Annotated in this window: 12 protein-coding genes and 1 tRNA gene; 10 read left to right on the top strand and 3 right to left on the bottom strand. The window is 68.1% G+C overall.

Translation table 11 applies throughout. From position 1 onward, the window contains the following. Positions 1–14: 14 nt before the first annotated feature. On the bottom strand, positions 15–1,262 hold the full coding sequence (locus D7V80_RS13040) for a sterol desaturase family protein (protein ID WP_120588459.1): 1,248 nt from the start codon (positions 1,260–1,262) through the stop codon (positions 15–17). A 68-nt stretch (positions 1,263–1,330) separates the two neighbouring features. Between D7V80_RS13040 and D7V80_RS13035 the strand changes: the two genes are divergently transcribed. The 7 genes from D7V80_RS13035 to D7V80_RS13005 all read left to right on the top strand — a co-directional run bounded on the left by D7V80_RS13035 (position 1,331) and on the right by D7V80_RS13005 (position 9,368). Further along, positions 1,331–1,921, top strand: a complete 591-nt coding sequence (locus D7V80_RS13035; protein WP_120588458.1) for a Crp/Fnr family transcriptional regulator — start codon at positions 1,331–1,333, stop codon at positions 1,919–1,921. 40 nt (positions 1,922–1,961) lie between these two features. Continuing rightward, entirely contained in the window at positions 1,962–3,173 is a 1,212-nt protein-coding gene (locus D7V80_RS13030) for a hypothetical protein (protein WP_233585300.1), read from the top strand. A 93-nt stretch (positions 3,174–3,266) separates the two neighbouring features. Further along, positions 3,267–4,139: a hypothetical protein gene (locus tag D7V80_RS13025; protein WP_147447087.1), complete on the top strand. Its 873-nt coding sequence runs from the start codon at positions 3,267–3,269 to the stop codon at positions 4,137–4,139. After that, positions 4,136–6,193 (top strand): putative metal-binding motif-containing protein, encoded by a 2,058-nt coding sequence (locus tag D7V80_RS13020; protein WP_120588473.1) that lies wholly within the window; start codon positions 4,136–4,138, stop codon positions 6,191–6,193. Before D7V80_RS13025 ends, D7V80_RS13020 begins: the two co-directional genes overlap by 4 nt. Before the next feature lie 172 nt (positions 6,194–6,365). Continuing rightward, a tRNA-Asp gene (locus D7V80_RS13015) sits at positions 6,366–6,442 on the top strand. A gap of 143 nt (positions 6,443–6,585) precedes the next feature. After that, positions 6,586–8,157, top strand: coding sequence for a serine hydrolase domain-containing protein (locus tag D7V80_RS13010; RefSeq protein WP_120588456.1), 1,572 nt, complete (start codon positions 6,586–6,588; stop codon positions 8,155–8,157). Positions 8,158–8,207: 50 nt separating this feature from the next. Further along, the gene (locus tag D7V80_RS13005; protein WP_120588455.1) at positions 8,208–9,368 is read left to right on the top strand and encodes a hypothetical protein; all 1,161 of its coding nucleotides are present in this window, start codon (positions 8,208–8,210) and stop codon (positions 9,366–9,368) included. 14 nt (positions 9,369–9,382) lie between these two features. On the opposite strand, the gene D7V80_RS13000 is transcribed toward D7V80_RS13005, so the two are convergent. Together D7V80_RS13000 and D7V80_RS12995 are read right to left on the bottom strand one after the other, a co-directional pair. Further along, positions 9,383–10,522, bottom strand: coding sequence for a hypothetical protein (locus D7V80_RS13000; protein WP_233585298.1), 1,140 nt, complete (start codon positions 10,520–10,522; stop codon positions 9,383–9,385). Between the two features lie 65 nt (positions 10,523–10,587). Further along, complete coding sequence (locus tag D7V80_RS12995; protein WP_147447086.1) at positions 10,588–11,331, bottom strand: hypothetical protein; 744 nt, start codon at positions 11,329–11,331, stop codon at positions 10,588–10,590. Positions 11,332–11,746: 415 nt separating this feature from the next. Here D7V80_RS12995 and D7V80_RS12990 point away from each other — a divergent pair, with 415 nt between their 5' ends. The 3 genes from D7V80_RS12990 (at position 11,747) to D7V80_RS12980 (ending at position 14,708) form a co-directional block, all read left to right on the top strand. Continuing rightward, positions 11,747–12,583, top strand: a complete 837-nt coding sequence (locus D7V80_RS12990; RefSeq protein WP_233585297.1) for a hypothetical protein — start codon at positions 11,747–11,749, stop codon at positions 12,581–12,583. Further along, entirely contained in the window at positions 12,580–13,218 is a 639-nt protein-coding gene (locus D7V80_RS12985) for a M23 family metallopeptidase (protein ID WP_014399663.1), read from the top strand. The genes D7V80_RS12990 and D7V80_RS12985 overlap by 4 nt, the downstream gene beginning before the upstream one ends. Positions 13,219–13,304: 86 nt before the next feature. After that, the gene (locus D7V80_RS12980; protein WP_120588452.1) at positions 13,305–14,708 is read left to right on the top strand and encodes an amidohydrolase family protein; all 1,404 of its coding nucleotides are present in this window, start codon (positions 13,305–13,307) and stop codon (positions 14,706–14,708) included. Positions 14,709–14,719: the final 11 nt, after the last annotated feature.

The raw sequence follows: 14,719 nt of genomic DNA, 5'->3' as shown, positions 1-14,719 counted from the left end.
GGTCCCCAGCCGACTCAGCCTGGATGGGGAGTCGACTGGGGCCTCCGGCTGGCGGTCCCCCGCGCCACGCGCAGCCACACCAGCGAGACCATCAGCCACGCCGCCGCGAGCGCGCTCCAGGCCAGGGGCGCGCTCGCCCAGACCAGCCACAGCGTCACCGCCACGCCCATCGCGAGCACCCGGGCGAGCTCCAAGGGCTCACTCCACGCCTTCGACTCCAGCATCCCGCTCCAGGCGGTCGCCATCGCCCAGAGCAGCAGGCTCAACACGACCTTCTGCCAGCCCGACAGCGGCGAGGCATGGTGGCTCACGAGGAGCATGAACGGCATCGACGCGAACAACTGGAAGACGAGGTACCCCCGCACGCCCGGCAGCTCCCGCGAGTGGTACTTCACCTCCGCGCCCTCCTGCTTCCAGTAGCCCAACGCGCGAGGAGGAAGGTCCGCGGGCCGCCAGCCCGTGGGCATCACCCAGAGGCGCAGCCGGTCCCAGTGACTCTTCGTGGCGACGGCGTCCGCGAAGAGCCGGGCCCATTGCTGGAAGTTGATGGCCGTCGGGTCCCAGGTGTTCGCCGGGGTCGTCAGGCCATAGGAGCACGGCTCCGTCTCCTCCTCGTAGGTGCCGAACATCCGGTCCCAGATGATGAGGAAGCCCGCGTAGTTCTTGTCGATGTACGCGTCATTGCGCGCGTGGTGCACGCGGTGGTGCGACGGCGTGTTCAGCCACGACTCCACCCACCGCGGGAGCTTGGGGATGACCCGCGTATGGGGGATGAACTGGAGAACCAGGTGGAAGGCCACCATCGCCAGCACCGCCTCCGGCGGAAAGCCCACCAGCACCAGCGGCCAGTAGAAGAGGAACGAGAAGAGCCGCTGCGTCACGCTCGCGCGCAAGGCCACCGCGTAGTTGAGCTCCTCGGTGGAATGGTGCGGCGAGTGGGCCGCCCAGCCGATGTTGGTGCGGTGCCCGAAGCGGTGGAACCAGTAGAAGAGGAAGTCGACTCCCAGGAAGAGCGCCACCAGCGACAGCGGCGAGGATGCGTCCAGCCGCCACGGCGCGAACTGGCCCAGCTGCGTGAAGAGGGGCAGCACCAGCAGGGCCACCGCGACGTTGACGCACTGGTTCATCACCGCCGTGCCCATGCTCGCGATGGAGTCCTGGAAGCTGTAGTAGCCGTTGCGCCGCGCCACGCACCAGGCGAACTCGGTCAGGGCCAGGACGATGACGAAGGGCGTCGCCACGGCATAGACGTTGATGGACATGCCGCCGGTATATGGTTCCCAGAGCGGCCTGCGCCTTAACCCAGGTCAAGCCAGGGTCCTTAAGAGACGTGAGATTCCCCAAGCTCTTCGAGCGCCTCGCCACGCTGGCCCCGCTTCCTCCCGAGGAGTGGGCGAAGGCCGAGACCCTGGCGAAGGAGCAATCGCTCGCGAAGCGGGAGCTCTTCATGCGTCCGGGGGATGCGGCGGACCGGTTCGCCGTGGTGCTTCAGGGTGTCTTCCGGGGCGTGCGCGTGTCGCCACGCGGCGGCGAGTCCATCAAGGCCTTCCGCGCCGAGGGAGAGCTGATTGGCGCCTACGCGGAGATGTTGCAGCGCCGGCCTTCAATGACCGCGATTGAGGCGCTGGAGCCGAGCCGCGTGCTGGTGTTCCAGACGCGGGACTTCCAGGCGCTGGAGCAGGGCCATGTTTGCTGGGAGCGGCTGGCGCGCCGGGTGGCGGAGCAGCACTTCCTTCTCAAGGAGCGTCGTGAGCAGGAGTTCCTGGAGCTGTCCGCGGAGGAGCGGCTCGTGACCTTCTGGGAGGAGCATCCCCACCTGAAGGGACGGATTCCCCAGCGCGACGTGGCGGCCTACCTCGGCATCACCGAGGTGGGACTGAGCCGCATCATGTCCCGGCGCCGCAAGCGGGCGGCGGATTGAGCTCCGTGCAGGGGCTTCCATTCCGCCTATGCTCTGAACCGTGACCACATCAAGACTGAAGCCGTGCGCGTTCCTGGCGGTCTCCCTCTGGCTGGCATGTACGGGCCAGCTCGGCCAGGACGTTCCCGCGGAAGGCCCTCCGGACTCGGGTGTACGTCCCCTGGACGACGCCGGGACGCTGCCGGACGCCGGGACTGGTGACGCGGGTGTCCCGGATGCCGGCAGTCCCGATGCGGGGACGTCTCCCATCACGAGCGCCCGGGTCTTCTTCTCCGGCCACAGCCTGCTCGACAACCCGATGCCCGATCACTTCGACGACATCGCCAGGAGTCGAGGCAAGGACTTCAACTGGAACCAGCAGATCGTGATTGGTTCACCCCTCCGCGCACGGACCTGGGGCAGTGGCAATTGGCAGGGCTACCGCTCGGGCAAGAACCGCGTGGGCGACAGCATGAACGTCATCCAGGAGCTGCTGTCCCCCCAGACGCTGGGCCCGGGGGAGAAGTACGACACCCTCCTTGTCACCGAGCGGCATGACATCCTGGGCCCCGTCCAATGGGAGGACACCATCGGTCAGCTGCGACACTTCCATGACCGGATGGTCGCCGGGAATCCCCAATCCGTCACATACTTCTACCATACATGGCTGGACATCAATAAGTCCGACCCGTCCCAGTGGATTGAGTACGAGACGAACGCCCGGGTTGCCTGGGAATGTGTTTCATCCAAGGTGAACCTCACGTTGCAGGCCGAAGGCCGGCCGGCCCGCGTGGTGTCGCTCCCAGGGAGCGCGGCGCTGGTCCATCTGGTGGAGCGGGTCATCGCGAACGAGGTGCCCGGCATCAGCGGTTCGACCTCGCAGAAGCTCAACGTGCTCTTCAGCGACAACGTCCACCTGACGTCCCTGGGGTCGTATTACATGGCCTCGGTCCACCATGCGGCCGTGTTCCGGCAGTCGCCCGAAGGCGCCCAGGTGCCCTCTGGCCAGAACGCGGCGACGGTGCAGGCCCTCCAGCGCATCGCGTGGGACTTCGTGAGCGCCTATTACGCGCAGCCTGGCGCGGGGGAGCGGACGATGGAGGACTGCCGCACGCGAGTCCCCAGGGACGTCTGCCCTAGCTTCTGGACGATGCTGGGGCGCCCCGAGAACATCGAGGGCTGCCAGCGATTCTTCGGCAACGCGACCGCGAGCCAGGGTGGAAACCCCTTCGTCTGGCCGGATCCGTACTGGCAGCCGTTGCCCGCTCCTTAGTCAGCGAAAAAGGGCTGGGAGGGCGAGTGGACGGCTCTCATTTCCCCTCCCATGCTCCCCATGTTAGGAGCCTCCCAATTCCGGGAGGAATTCATGCGTTCATCTCAGGCATTGGGGCTGCCCCTGTGCTGGGTCTTTCTCGTCATCCTGCCGTCCGTCGGGCTGGCGGCTCCAAGCAGCGAGGTGAAGCGCCATCTGGAGGCCATCGCCAGCCTCTACGAGGAGCTCGAGTTTGAAAGTGCCCTCGGCCAGCTCGCCACGGCGCGGCGGCAGGCGAGCGGACCGGACGACGAAGTCGAGCTTTCAATCTGGGAAGGCCTGCTCATGGCGGAGTTGAGCCGGACGGAGGAGGCCTCCGCTGCCTTCATGGCCGCCCTGTTCGTGCGGCCAGACGCACAGCTCCCCGTAAAGGTGTCTCCCAAGGTGTCGGGCCAGTTCGAGTCGCTGCGGAAGGCCGTGAAAAGCACACAACAGACGCGTCGTGGCGGCCCCAAGCCCTCGCCCGCGCCGCGCCAGGCGACGGATGCACCGCGTGAAGGGCCTCCGCCGTCCCCACCGCCGCGAATCGCGTCCCCGTCCAGCGTCGGGACGGCGTCGGCGCCCATCGCGCCCCCGCTCCAGGTGACGCAGGAGACGCGGACGAGTTCCTTGCGCTCCAAGGCCTATATCCCCGCGATCGCCGGCGGCGCGCTCACCGTCGCGGGCGGGATTTCCTGGGCCCTGTCGCGTGGGGAGCTGTCAAAGCTTCGCAACGCGAACCCGTCCCTCGCGAACTTCGAGGACATTGACCGGGCCGCGTCGCGGGGGCGAACACTGCAAACCGTGGGCGTGGGCCTGCTGGGAGCAGGTGTCTTGGGGCTGGGATTGGCGACGGGCATGTATCTGGTCGGTGCTCCGGAGAAGAGCCTCGCCATGCAGATGGGGACGGATGGACGGTCGGCGCTTGTGTATGGGAGGTGGCCGTGAACGTGCTTTCACTGCGGGCTGCGCTGGTCATGTTCGTGCTCGCGAGCATGGCCTGTGCCGACTTCGACCAGGAAAAGGCGAAGCTGTGTAACCAGTTCCCTGAACGGTGCGGCGACGCCGATGGGAGCATGGGCGATTGGACGGGCGGAGCGCTGAACGTCACCATCGGCTACAGCGGCTTCACGCGCGGATGCGTCACGGTGACCGCCACGGACTCGGACAACGTGAGGAACACGAGCAGCCTCTCCGTGGCGATCCCCGGCAAGACGCCTGGCACCGTGTCGGTGGCGGTGTTCGGGAAGAAGACCTGGGGCCGCGCGCTGAGCGTGACGACGCAGTTGCGTGAGTTCGACTGTTCGGGGCCCGCGGTGGGCAGCCCGCAGGAGATGAAGGCGCAGGTTCCCGAGGAAGGCACGCGGGACGTGGACTTCACCGTGAGGGCCATCGACGCGGATGGGGACGGCTACTTCAGCAGCACCGACGCGGAAGGTGTCGTCAGCGGCACGGACTGCAATGACACGGACTTCACCGTGAACCCCAGCGCCACGGAGGTGTGCAACGGAATAGATGACAACTGCACCCTCGGGGAGTCGGACGCGAACGACAAGAAGGTCTGGTTCGTGGATGCGGATGGGGACGGCTTCGGAAGCACCCAGGTGGAGTCCTGCACCCAGCCTGCTATGACCGTGACTGTTAGCGGCGACTGCAACGACAGCGACGCGCAGGTCCGGCCGGATCGGGCGGAGTTCCGCTGCGATGGCAAGGATGACAACTGCAATGGCATGAGCGACGAGGACTTCGGCGTCGACAGCGATTGCAAGGATGAGCTCATGTGCGCGGGCAAGATCGCGTGCTCCTCTACCCCGAGCCAGACGACCTGTGTGCGACTCCCGAGTGAGAATCCGGTGGCCTGGTACGTGGATGGCGACGGTGACGGTTCCAAGGGGCAGGACGCGGGGGTGAGCTGTGAGGCACCCGTGGTTGGCGCTGTGACCCAATCCGAGGACTGCGATGAGAGCTCAACCTACGTCCGGAATGGGTTGGCGGAGGCCTGCGACCGGCTGGACAACAACTGCTCCGGTACCGTGGACGAGGGGTGCGCCCCCCTCACCTGGACGACTAACACGGGAGTTGGAGGAACCGGGAGCCTGACGGCCATTGCCCTTTATGACGAAGGGCGGAAGGCGTGGCTGGTCGGCAAGGACAAGCTCGTCCATTTCGACAGCACGACCGGCACGAGCGGCACGGCGACGCCGTATACCAATGCTTCCTGCCAGGCGGACTGGAAGGCCGTATGGGCGGCCGCGGACGGGCGCGTCTTCGCCGTCGGGGATTCAGGAAAGATAACGACCCGGCTCCCCAACTCCGATCCGGATTGTTTCACGTCCACCGTGCCCGGATCAGCGCCTGTGACGACGTTGTATGGCATCACGGGTATCGAGCAGTTCGGTGTCGGCGCCACGGTCTATGCGGTCGCGAGCAATGGCAAGATCTTCAAATGGAGAGAGCCCTACAACCCGACCATCGTGAACCTTACTGAGTTCGGCAATGTTCCCGTCAACCTTCGTGCGATCGCGAGCGCCGGGGCCGAGGGCTCATTGCTGGCCGTGGGCGGCGATGAAAGCAACAGGGCAGTTGCCTACCGCTATGACACGGCAAGTTCCTCGTGGCTGCCGGACCTCCAGGGCGGAGCCTTCGACGGATTCCTCAAGGGCATCCATGTCACGGATGGCCGCTTCGCCTACGCGGCAGGCGAGAATGGACTGGTCCTCAAGAGGAGTGGAGGCGTCTGGACCTCCCTGCCTACCGCCTTCGAATCCAACGGAGCAACGAAGGCCGCCATCCGGGACGTCCTTGCCTTCAGTGAGAAGGGCATCTACGTCGCCACCAGTGAAGGGAACATCCTCTTCTACAATGGCTCCACGTGGACCACTGCATACTCGGGGACAACCCCGCTGTTCTCCCTGGATGGCCCATCACCCACTCGCATCGTGGCCGCGGGAGCCGGTGGCACCGTTGTGGACTTCAGGGCTCCCGCGCCGCCGGCACCCTGACCGGCTGGAATCGCGCGTCGAATCCATCGACGCGCTTTCCACCTGCCGTCTCGACGAGGGAGTAGAAGACCGAGGGCTCTCATTTCGCTTGTACTCCTCCTTTGATCAGCGGTAGAGCGACGTCCGCACATGGGCGCAGGTTCAGTGCCTGTTCCGCCCATGAGCGTTTTGTGGGGAGTTAGTTCAGTTGGTTAGAACGCCGGCCTGTCACGCCGGAGGCCACGGGTTCAAGTCCCGTACTCCTCGCCACTGAGAAGGGCCCGGAATCGAAAGGTTCCGGGCCCTTCGCTTTTTCCGGCCGCCTTCGTCACCCGGGACGTCCCGGGCCGGCAATCGAACGGAGGGGCTGGCGTACACTTCGCGTCCCACCACCCCCATCCTTTGGTGAACCCATGCGCCGCTCCCTGTCCCGCCTCGTGCTCGCGGCCATCCTGTTCAGCCCTGGAGGTGCGGCCCTCGCGGCGGAGGGGACGAAGAAGCCCGCCACGCAGTGGTTGGCCAGCCCTGCGCAGGCGGCCCGCGCGGCGCGTGTGGAGGCGGGCCTGGCCCCGGTCGTCATCGAAGGCGAGAAACCCCAGAGCCTGACGCTCCCTCAGTGGATGGAGCTGTACCGGATCCCCGGGCTGAGCATCGCCGTCTTCGATAAGCACTCCATCGTCTGGGCCAGGACCTATGGCGTGAGGGAGGCGGGGGGCTCCGACCCCGTCACCCTGGAGACGCTGTTCCAGGCGGGCTCCATCAGCAAGCCGGTGACGGCCCTGGCCGCGCTGCACTTCGTCGAGGCCGGCAAATGGTCGCTCGACGAGAACATCAACGACAGGCTGCGCTCGTGGAAGGTCCCCGAGAACGACTTCACGAAGGAGCAGAAGGTCACCCTGCGCCGGCTGCTCAGCCACAGCGCGGGGACGACCGTGCATGGCTTCCCCGGGTACGCCGTCGACGCGCCCGTGCCCACACTGGTGCAGGTGCTGGAGGGCGCGGCGCCCGCGAACACCTCTCCGGTGCGCGTCGACCTCGTCCCCGGTACGAAGACGCGCTACAGCGGCGGTGGCACGTCCATCGTCCAGCTGATGATGGTGGATCAGCTCCAGAAGCCGTTCCCCCAGGTCATGCGGGAAACGGTGCTGAAGCCGCTCGGGATGAGCAGCAGCTCCTACGAACAGCCCCTGCCTCCGGCCCTCGCCGCCAGGACGGCGACCGGGACGTACGCCAGCGGGAAGAGCGTCGCGGGCCGCTGGCACGTGTACCCGGAGATGGCCGCGGCCGGACTGTGGACCACGCCGTCCGACCTCGCGCGGGTCGCCCTCGAGGTGTCCAGCGCGAGTACGGGGAAGTCCAAGCGCGTGCTGTCGCAAGCGATGACGAAGCAGATGCTGACGCTGCAATCGGAGCGGTTCGGGCTGGGCTTCCAGGTGAAGCCCGGCACCAGCCGCTTCTGGCACGGAGGCGCGGACGAAGGTTTCCAGGCCGCGTTCATGGCCTTGGGTGACACGGGCAGCGGAGTGGTCGTCATGGCCAACTCCGATAACGGCTTCCTCCTCTTCGACCGCATCATCGCCAGCGTGGAGGCTGAGTATGCCTGGACCGCGTTCAAGCCCGAGCCCGTGTCGCCGTCCGCCCAGGTGGACGTGCTCATGCGGCTCAAGGGCGTCGACACCGCGCTCGCCTGGTACACCGCGAAACATCGCGAGGGCATGAAGGGCCTGGAATCGGGAGACCTGACCCAGCTCGGCTACCGGTTGCTGGGAGACGGCAAGGGCGCGGAGGCGGTGCGGGTGTTCGAAGCGAACGTGAAGCTCTTCCCGACGGATGCGAATGCCTACGACAGCCTGGGCGAGGCACAGCTCCAACTGGGACAGAAGGAAGAGGCCATCGCGAGCTACAAGAAGTCCCTCGCGCTGGACGCGGGGAATGCCAATGCGGTGAAGGTGCTCGGGAAGCTGGGCGTGCCCACCGGGAAGTGAGCGCGGGGCCAGCGCCGTGCGCTTCGCCTGAAGGCGCTACAGTCCCGCGCATGCTCACGGGTCTCTCCGCCCTCGAAGCGACTGACTGGTCCCGCCTGCTTCACGCCTATGGCCGCGCCACGGACGCTCCCGGCCACCTGCGCGCGCTGGTCGAAGGCGATGAAGCGTCCCGGAGCGCGGCGCTGTCCTACCTGGACTCCGCCATCCTCCACCAGGGCACGCTCTGTACCGCGACGGGCCCGGTGGCGTGTGTCCTCGCGGGGTGGCTCGCGGAGCCCCGGCTCGACTCCGGGGGCCCCCGGCTCCGGATGCGCGTACTCGAGTTCCTCGCGGGCGTCGTCGAGGCCGTCGGAAACCTGTGGGCGTCCAGGCAGGAACTGGAACACATGGCCCGCTACGACCTGGCGCCGCTCCTCGCCGCTGGCGACGACGAAGCCCTCTACGAGGACGAGGAGGCCGTCAACGCCTTCTACGCCACGGCCTTCCTCGGGTGTGCCGGGGCCGTGCCGCTCCTCGTCGAGCCGGTGCTCGCCAGCCTCGACCACCCGGACTCCGGCGTCCGCGCCCAGGCCGCGACGACCGCGGCCCAGCTCGCCCGGGCGCCGGAGGCGTTCGGAGACGCACAGCGGCAGGCGCTCGCGCTGCGCCTGACCACCATGGCCCGGGCCACCACGAACACCGACGAGCGCTCCACGCTGGTGCTCATGCTGGGCGAGCTGGGAGCAGCGCCCTCGGCGTTCCTGGAGGACGCCTCTCCGGCGGTGCGCGTCTGCGCCGCGATGGCGAAGGGTCTGGCGACGAACGAGGCCGCGACCCGGGAGCTGCTCCAAGCACTGGCGCACCACGCCGCCCAGATGGACGACTGGTTCCAGGAGCGCCCGCCCCCATTCGAGCTGCGCCCCCGCTTCTACGTGCTGGAGCGCCTGCTCGAGCGCGTGAAGGACTTCGACCGGCTCCTCCCCGTGGCCGTCACCCTGGCGCGCATCACGGCGAAGCACTGCGTTGACATGGAGTGGGGCCCGCTGCTGGCCGCGGCCTTCCCGGCGGGAGATGGACAGGTGCGGACGGACGCGCAGCGGCGCTTCCTCTCAGAGCTGGTCGCGAACGCGGACCTCTGGGATCCGACGTTCGGCAATCCCGGGCAGTGGTTCCGGAAGGCCGGGCTGCCGTACCAGAGGAACGCCTGCGCGGAGCGGCTCGCGGGCTCCTGAGCGGCGGCGCGGCGCTACAGCCCTACCTGGAACAGGAGGATGAGCCGCGAGAAGGAGTCCGTGCCCTCCCACAGCGCCGGATAGTGGTCCCAGCTGAGCACGGCCCCCAGCGGACCGAAGTGCAGGTCCGCGAGGAGCCGCAGGCCTGGCCTGGCTTCAGGGAGCACCTGCACCGGCACACCCAGGCCGAGCCCGAAGCTCGGGATGATGACGACCTGGGGCGTCGCATACTGCGTGAGCGGCGTGAGGACGAGCTGCTCCCGAAAGTCCGTCTCCACCGAGAACGAATGCAGGAAGGACTCGGGCGCGGCGAGCTGGTAGCCGAGCCGCGCCATGAAGCGGGAACCGTCCCCGAGCCGCGCGCCCAGGCCCAGCTGCACACCGCCCGGAATCCACCACGGCTGGGGCTTCGTCAGCGTGATGTTGAGCCACTCGGGCGCGCTCTCCGCCGTGAGGCTCCGCTCCGCCACCCCATGCTCGCCCTCGTGCCGCAGCCGCCAGCCCGTGGCCACTGGCAACGTGCGCGCGGATGCGTCCGGGCTGCTGCCCACCTCCCACGCGGAAGGGACACGCACCGTGACGTGGAGCGTGGGGTTGCCCGCCCAGGTCCGGATGGGCCCCAGCAGATAGTCGATGTCCCAGTGCGTGGCCCGCGCCGGTCCAGGGGACAGCAGTGCGTGGCGCGACTGGACCGCGGGCCACACGTACCCCGAGGGCAGGAAGCGCTGCTCGAGCTGCATCACGCCGCGCACCCACAGCTCCCCTTCCCGCCCGGGCGGAAGCGTGAGGGTGAAGCCGAAGCGCTCCACCGGTGAGGGGCCCATCGAGTCCGCCTGCCCCTCTGTCACCGGGAGAGGCTCTTCGTCGAATCCCACGCGGACCTCGCGTGTACGGAGCCCCAGGAAGGCAGCATCGATGACCTCCGCCTCGGAGGTCCCGTTGCGCAGCCGGTAGCGCGCCTCGAAGCGGCAGACCGCCTCCTGCTCCGCCTCCACGCAATCGAAGTCCAGCTTCTCGCTGAGCACCTCCGAGCGCGTGCGCGCGGTCCCCGACGACAGGGTGAGGGTCGCCGGCGTCCGCGTGGAGGCGGCCACGTTGGCGGCGGCGGGCAATGCAGCGAGGAGACAAACCAAGGACGCAAGGCGGGCCGCCATGTCCGCCATTGTCGCTCAAATCCGCGGGAGCACCGAGGCGGTCTCGCCAGAGAGGAGCCGCTCGCTCAGAGCTCCACGTCGTAGGCGGCGGCCATCCGGTTGGCGAAGTTCAGGATGTCGGGCGACGTGTCCGCGTCCAGCGTCACTCGGATGCGTCGCCCCGCGACGCCCCACGTGAGCGACCGGGTCTGCGCGTCATGCATGAAGGGCCGCGGAATCGACGGACCGCGCTCCGCCGGGAGCCGGCTGGCCGCGATGAGCAGCGTCGTGAGCCGATGGACGTCAAAGCCTCGCGAGTCGTGTTCTCGGGGACGACTCACCTCGAAGCGGCCATCCGCGAAGACCTTTAGATTGAAGTGCCTCGTGTTGGGCATCCCCGGGGACTTTGACAGCTCAAGCACAACGTCGTCCGCCGGATAGGCGTCCGCGGACAATGACCGTCCCACCGCCAGCTCTGACTGGATCAATGGAGAGAAGCGGATGAAGTCCGCGAGCGACCCCTCAACCACTTCGGTCCATTCGCCACGCGACCAGCCATCCACGCCTTCCAGACGGTAGAAGATCTCATCAACGAACCATTGCCGCGCATCCTTCCAGGCGACGACGACGTGCGAGCGCGGAGACGCGGCTTCGAGAAGCGTGGTGAACGAGCGCCGCTCGGCCTCGTCATGACGGTTGTAGCCGTCGAGGCTCAGCGGGAAGAACGCCCTCCGCAGGAAGTCGAATCCCTTGGACTGCGCCTCGAAGTACGCGCCCAGCGTCGTCGTGGGCTTCTCTTCATGGAAGTACGGAAGAAAGGCCAGCTTCACGGAGAGGGGAGCCACTCCCGCTGGGGGCACGAGCTCGCACCGCTCGACGACGGGCCGGCCTGCCCCTGGCGCACCGGTGTCACGAACGGCCTCACGAAAGAGTTCGAATCGAGGGGCTGAAGGCTGCTTCACGGGCGCACCTTTCCTGGGGTTCGTGACCGACTGGCACATGGCCATGTACCTGAGCCCGACGGCCAGGCCGGTAGCCATCTACATGCCGGAGGAGACGAAGCAGCAAGCCCCACCCGCGTGGGGCGAACAGACGACAAGCATGTAATTTTCAAGAATTACCTGAATAACCACTTTCAAAGCAACTCATTCACGGGGCGCGAGAAAACCTTGGCGACACATCCTCCCCCGCTGTTTCCCTCTCCCCTGGAGCGAGATGCGAAAACAATTCCTGACACTCACAGTGATGACGCTTGCGACCACCAGTGCCCTGGCGGCGGACCGCCTGAATTCGGCGGATCTGCGCCGTGTCACCAAGGCGCGTGAGTCCCTGGTCCCCGCCGTCGCGAAGGAGTTCGGCCCCAAGGCCCGGTTCATCCACCTCTTCGGCCAGGGCCAGGGAATGCTGGCGGGCGTCGTCGCGGAGATTCCCGCGGAGCCGCTGGGCACGGACGAGCTGCCCCTGCTGGCCATCGTCCGGTACGACGAATCCACTGGCGCGGTGCGCGTGGTGGCCCGCGAGTTCAAGTACCGCGAAGCCCGCTCGGTGGGGACGGACGTGGCGCTGCTGGAAGGTGACGGCACCCTGCGCGTGCGCGACGCCCATGGCCAGGACCGGCTGCTCGCGCGGGGCGTGGGCGGGGACCTGTTCCCCACGGCGAAGGGAGACGCGCTGGTGGCCACGCTGCTGATGAACAGCGAAGGCCCGCATGAAACCGCCGTGGGCATCATCGACCTCCAGGGCCGCGTGAAGGTCCTGGCGGACGGCCCCGGCGTGGACGCGACGCCCAGCATCTCCCCTGATGGCAGGACCGTGGTGTTCGTGTCCGGCCGGACCAGCGTGGCGTCGTTCTACGTGACGAACGTGGAGGGCGCGCCAGCCCGGCAGCTCACCAACGTCGGCCTGGAGAACTGGATGCTGTTCGGAGGCCCACCCAAGGAGTTCGTGCCCCCGCCCGTCTCCACCCACCACATGGAGTGGCTGAACGAGGACGTGCTTCGCTACAACGCCGGCGGCGGTGCGTTCTGGAAGCTCAATGTGCGCACCGGCCACGCGGCTCCGGATGTGGGAGGTGCGCCGTGAAGTCCCTGACCCTTGCGCTGGCCTTCGCGCTGCTGGCCTTCCCGGCGGTGTCTTCCGCCCAGACGATGTTCCGCTTTCCCGCCTCACAGCTCGCGGATCAGTGCGGCAACGGCGGTTGCGTGGTGAGCGCGTACAAGGACTACGGCGGCCGGGACTACGCCTGCGGCGGCGTGCGCTACAGCGGCCACACGGGCATCGACTACGCGCTGGTCGGCGGGTTCAGCAAGATGGACTACGGCGTCTGGGCCATGAACGCGGCCCGGGGCTACGTCGAAGCGTCCGTGGATGGCTATTTCGACCGGTGCAACTACTGGGACCAGGCCAACCCCTACGCCGCCTGCGGCCTCTACACGGCCAACTACATCATCATGCGGCACCCGGACAACACGCAGACCAAGTACTGGCACCTGAAGGCATACACCCAGCAGTTCGCACGGGGCACGACCCTCGCCTGCGGAAACTGGATCGCCCGGGTGGGCTCGTCCGGCGCATCCACCGGCCCGCACCTGCACTTCGAATACTGGGTCCCCGGCTACGGCACGGATGACCCCTACGCGGGCTCCTGCGGAACGCCCTACACGCGGTGGACCGCGCAGGGCGCCTACCGCGGCCTCCCCGGCATCACCTGCCAGTAACCCGCCACCGCCATCCCTCCTGAAGCCTTCCCGGGCCCAGTGGGTATACACTGTATACCCGCTGGGCCTGACAGGAGGAGCACCGCATGGGCGACCGATGGCTGCTGCGTGGGGCGGAGATCATCACCTGCGACCCCGAACAGGCGGACCTGCCGCGAGGTGACGTCCTGGTGGAGGATGGGCGCATCGTCGCGATGGGTCCCCAGGTGCACGCCGGGGACTGTCGCGTCATCGACCTGCGCGGGAAGCTGCTCCTGCCCGGCCTCATCGATGCGCACCGGCACACGTGGCAGACGCCGCTGCGCGCCCTGGGGGCGGACTGGACGGTGATGGACTACCTGGCGGCGGTGCGCGTGAAGCTGTCGCCCGCGTTCCAGCCGGAAGACCTGCATGCCGCCAACCTGGCCGGGGCGCTGGAGGCCCTGGACGCGGGCATCACCACGCTCGTGGACTATTCGCATTGCGTGGAGTCCCCCGCGCACGCGGACGCCGCGCTCACGGCGCTGGAGGACTCTGGCATCCGGGCCCTCTTCGCCTACGGGTACGCGGCGGGTCCCCAGGAGAGCACCGCGCTGCCGACCCCCGCGAGCCGGAGGCAGGACGCCCGACGCCTGCGCTCCACCCGGCTGGCCTCCGACAGCGGGCGGGTCCGCATGGGCGTCGCGCTGACCGAGATGCAGGTGCCGTGGGAGCAGAGCCGGGCGGAAATCCTCTCCGCGCGCGAGCTGGGCGTCCCCATCACCGCCCACTGCTCCGCGTGGCCCGTGTCAGGCCCGAGCGAAGTGCTGCGGATGGCGGACGAAGGCCTGCTCGGTCCGGACGTGCTCTTCGTCCACTGCACGTGGAGCTCCGACGAGGACCTGCGGCGCATCGCCGACAGCGGCGGTGCCGTCGCGGTGACGCCGGAGACGGAGCTTCAGATGGGCATGGGCTTCCCCATCACCGGACGCGCGCTGCGCGCGGGGGTCCGGACGACGCTCGGCTGCGACGTCGTCTCCAGCAACGGCGGGGACCTGTTCACCGCGATGCGGCTGGCCCTCCAGGTGGAGCGGGCCCGGGCCCATGAGAAGGACGGGCTGTCCCGGGTGCTCGCGCTCAAGGCCGCTCGCATGCTGCCGATGGTGACGCTCGAAGCCGCGGAGGCGCTGGGGCTGGGACGCGTGACGGGCTCGCTGCGGCCGGGCAAGGACGCGGACCTCATCGTCCTCACCGCCGATGCGCTGAACCTGACGCCGCTCAACCGTCCCCGCGACGCGGTGGTGCTCCAGGCGCATGCGGGCAACGTCGAATCGGTGATGGTGCGCGGACGGTGGGCGAAGTTCCAGGGCGCCCTGGTGGACGTGGACCTGGCCACGGTCCGGCGCCGGGTCATTGAGGCCCGCGACGCGGTGCTCGCCCGGGTGGGAGGACCGGACGCACTCCTGGGCGAACGGGCGGACCTCTCCGCGCACTGGGACATGGGAGGCGCTGGCGGCACGAAGGACGCGTGACGCGGCGCCCA

The organism is Corallococcus sp. CA054B (genome assembly GCF_003611625.1).
Taxonomy (GTDB): Bacteria; Myxococcota; Myxococcia; order Myxococcales; family Myxococcaceae; genus Corallococcus; species Corallococcus coralloides.
The sequence above is the reverse complement of the archived record's forward strand: the minus strand, read 5'-3'. Positions and strand labels throughout refer to the sequence as shown.

What these genes read in the sequence shown, in the direction of transcription:
- D7V80_RS13040 (WP_120588459.1), bottom strand. Translation starts at nt 1,262, where the DNA reads ATGTCCATCAACGTCTATGCCGTGGCGACGCCCTTCGTCATCGTCCTG.
- D7V80_RS13025 (WP_147447087.1), top strand. Translation starts at nt 3,267, where the DNA reads ATGCGTTCATCTCAGGCATTGGGGCTGCCCCTGTGCTGGGTCTTTCTC.
- D7V80_RS13010 (WP_120588456.1), top strand. Translation starts at nt 6,586, where the DNA reads ATGCGCCGCTCCCTGTCCCGCCTCGTGCTCGCGGCCATCCTGTTCAGC.
- D7V80_RS13005 (WP_120588455.1), top strand. Translation starts at nt 8,208, where the DNA reads ATGCTCACGGGTCTCTCCGCCCTCGAAGCGACTGACTGGTCCCGCCTG.
- D7V80_RS13000 (WP_233585298.1), bottom strand. Translation starts at nt 10,522, where the DNA reads ATGGCGGCCCGCCTTGCGTCCTTGGTTTGTCTCCTCGCTGCATTGCCC.
- D7V80_RS12990 (WP_233585297.1), top strand. Translation starts at nt 11,747, where the DNA reads ATGACGCTTGCGACCACCAGTGCCCTGGCGGCGGACCGCCTGAATTCG.
- D7V80_RS12980 (WP_120588452.1), top strand. Translation starts at nt 13,305, where the DNA reads ATGGGCGACCGATGGCTGCTGCGTGGGGCGGAGATCATCACCTGCGAC.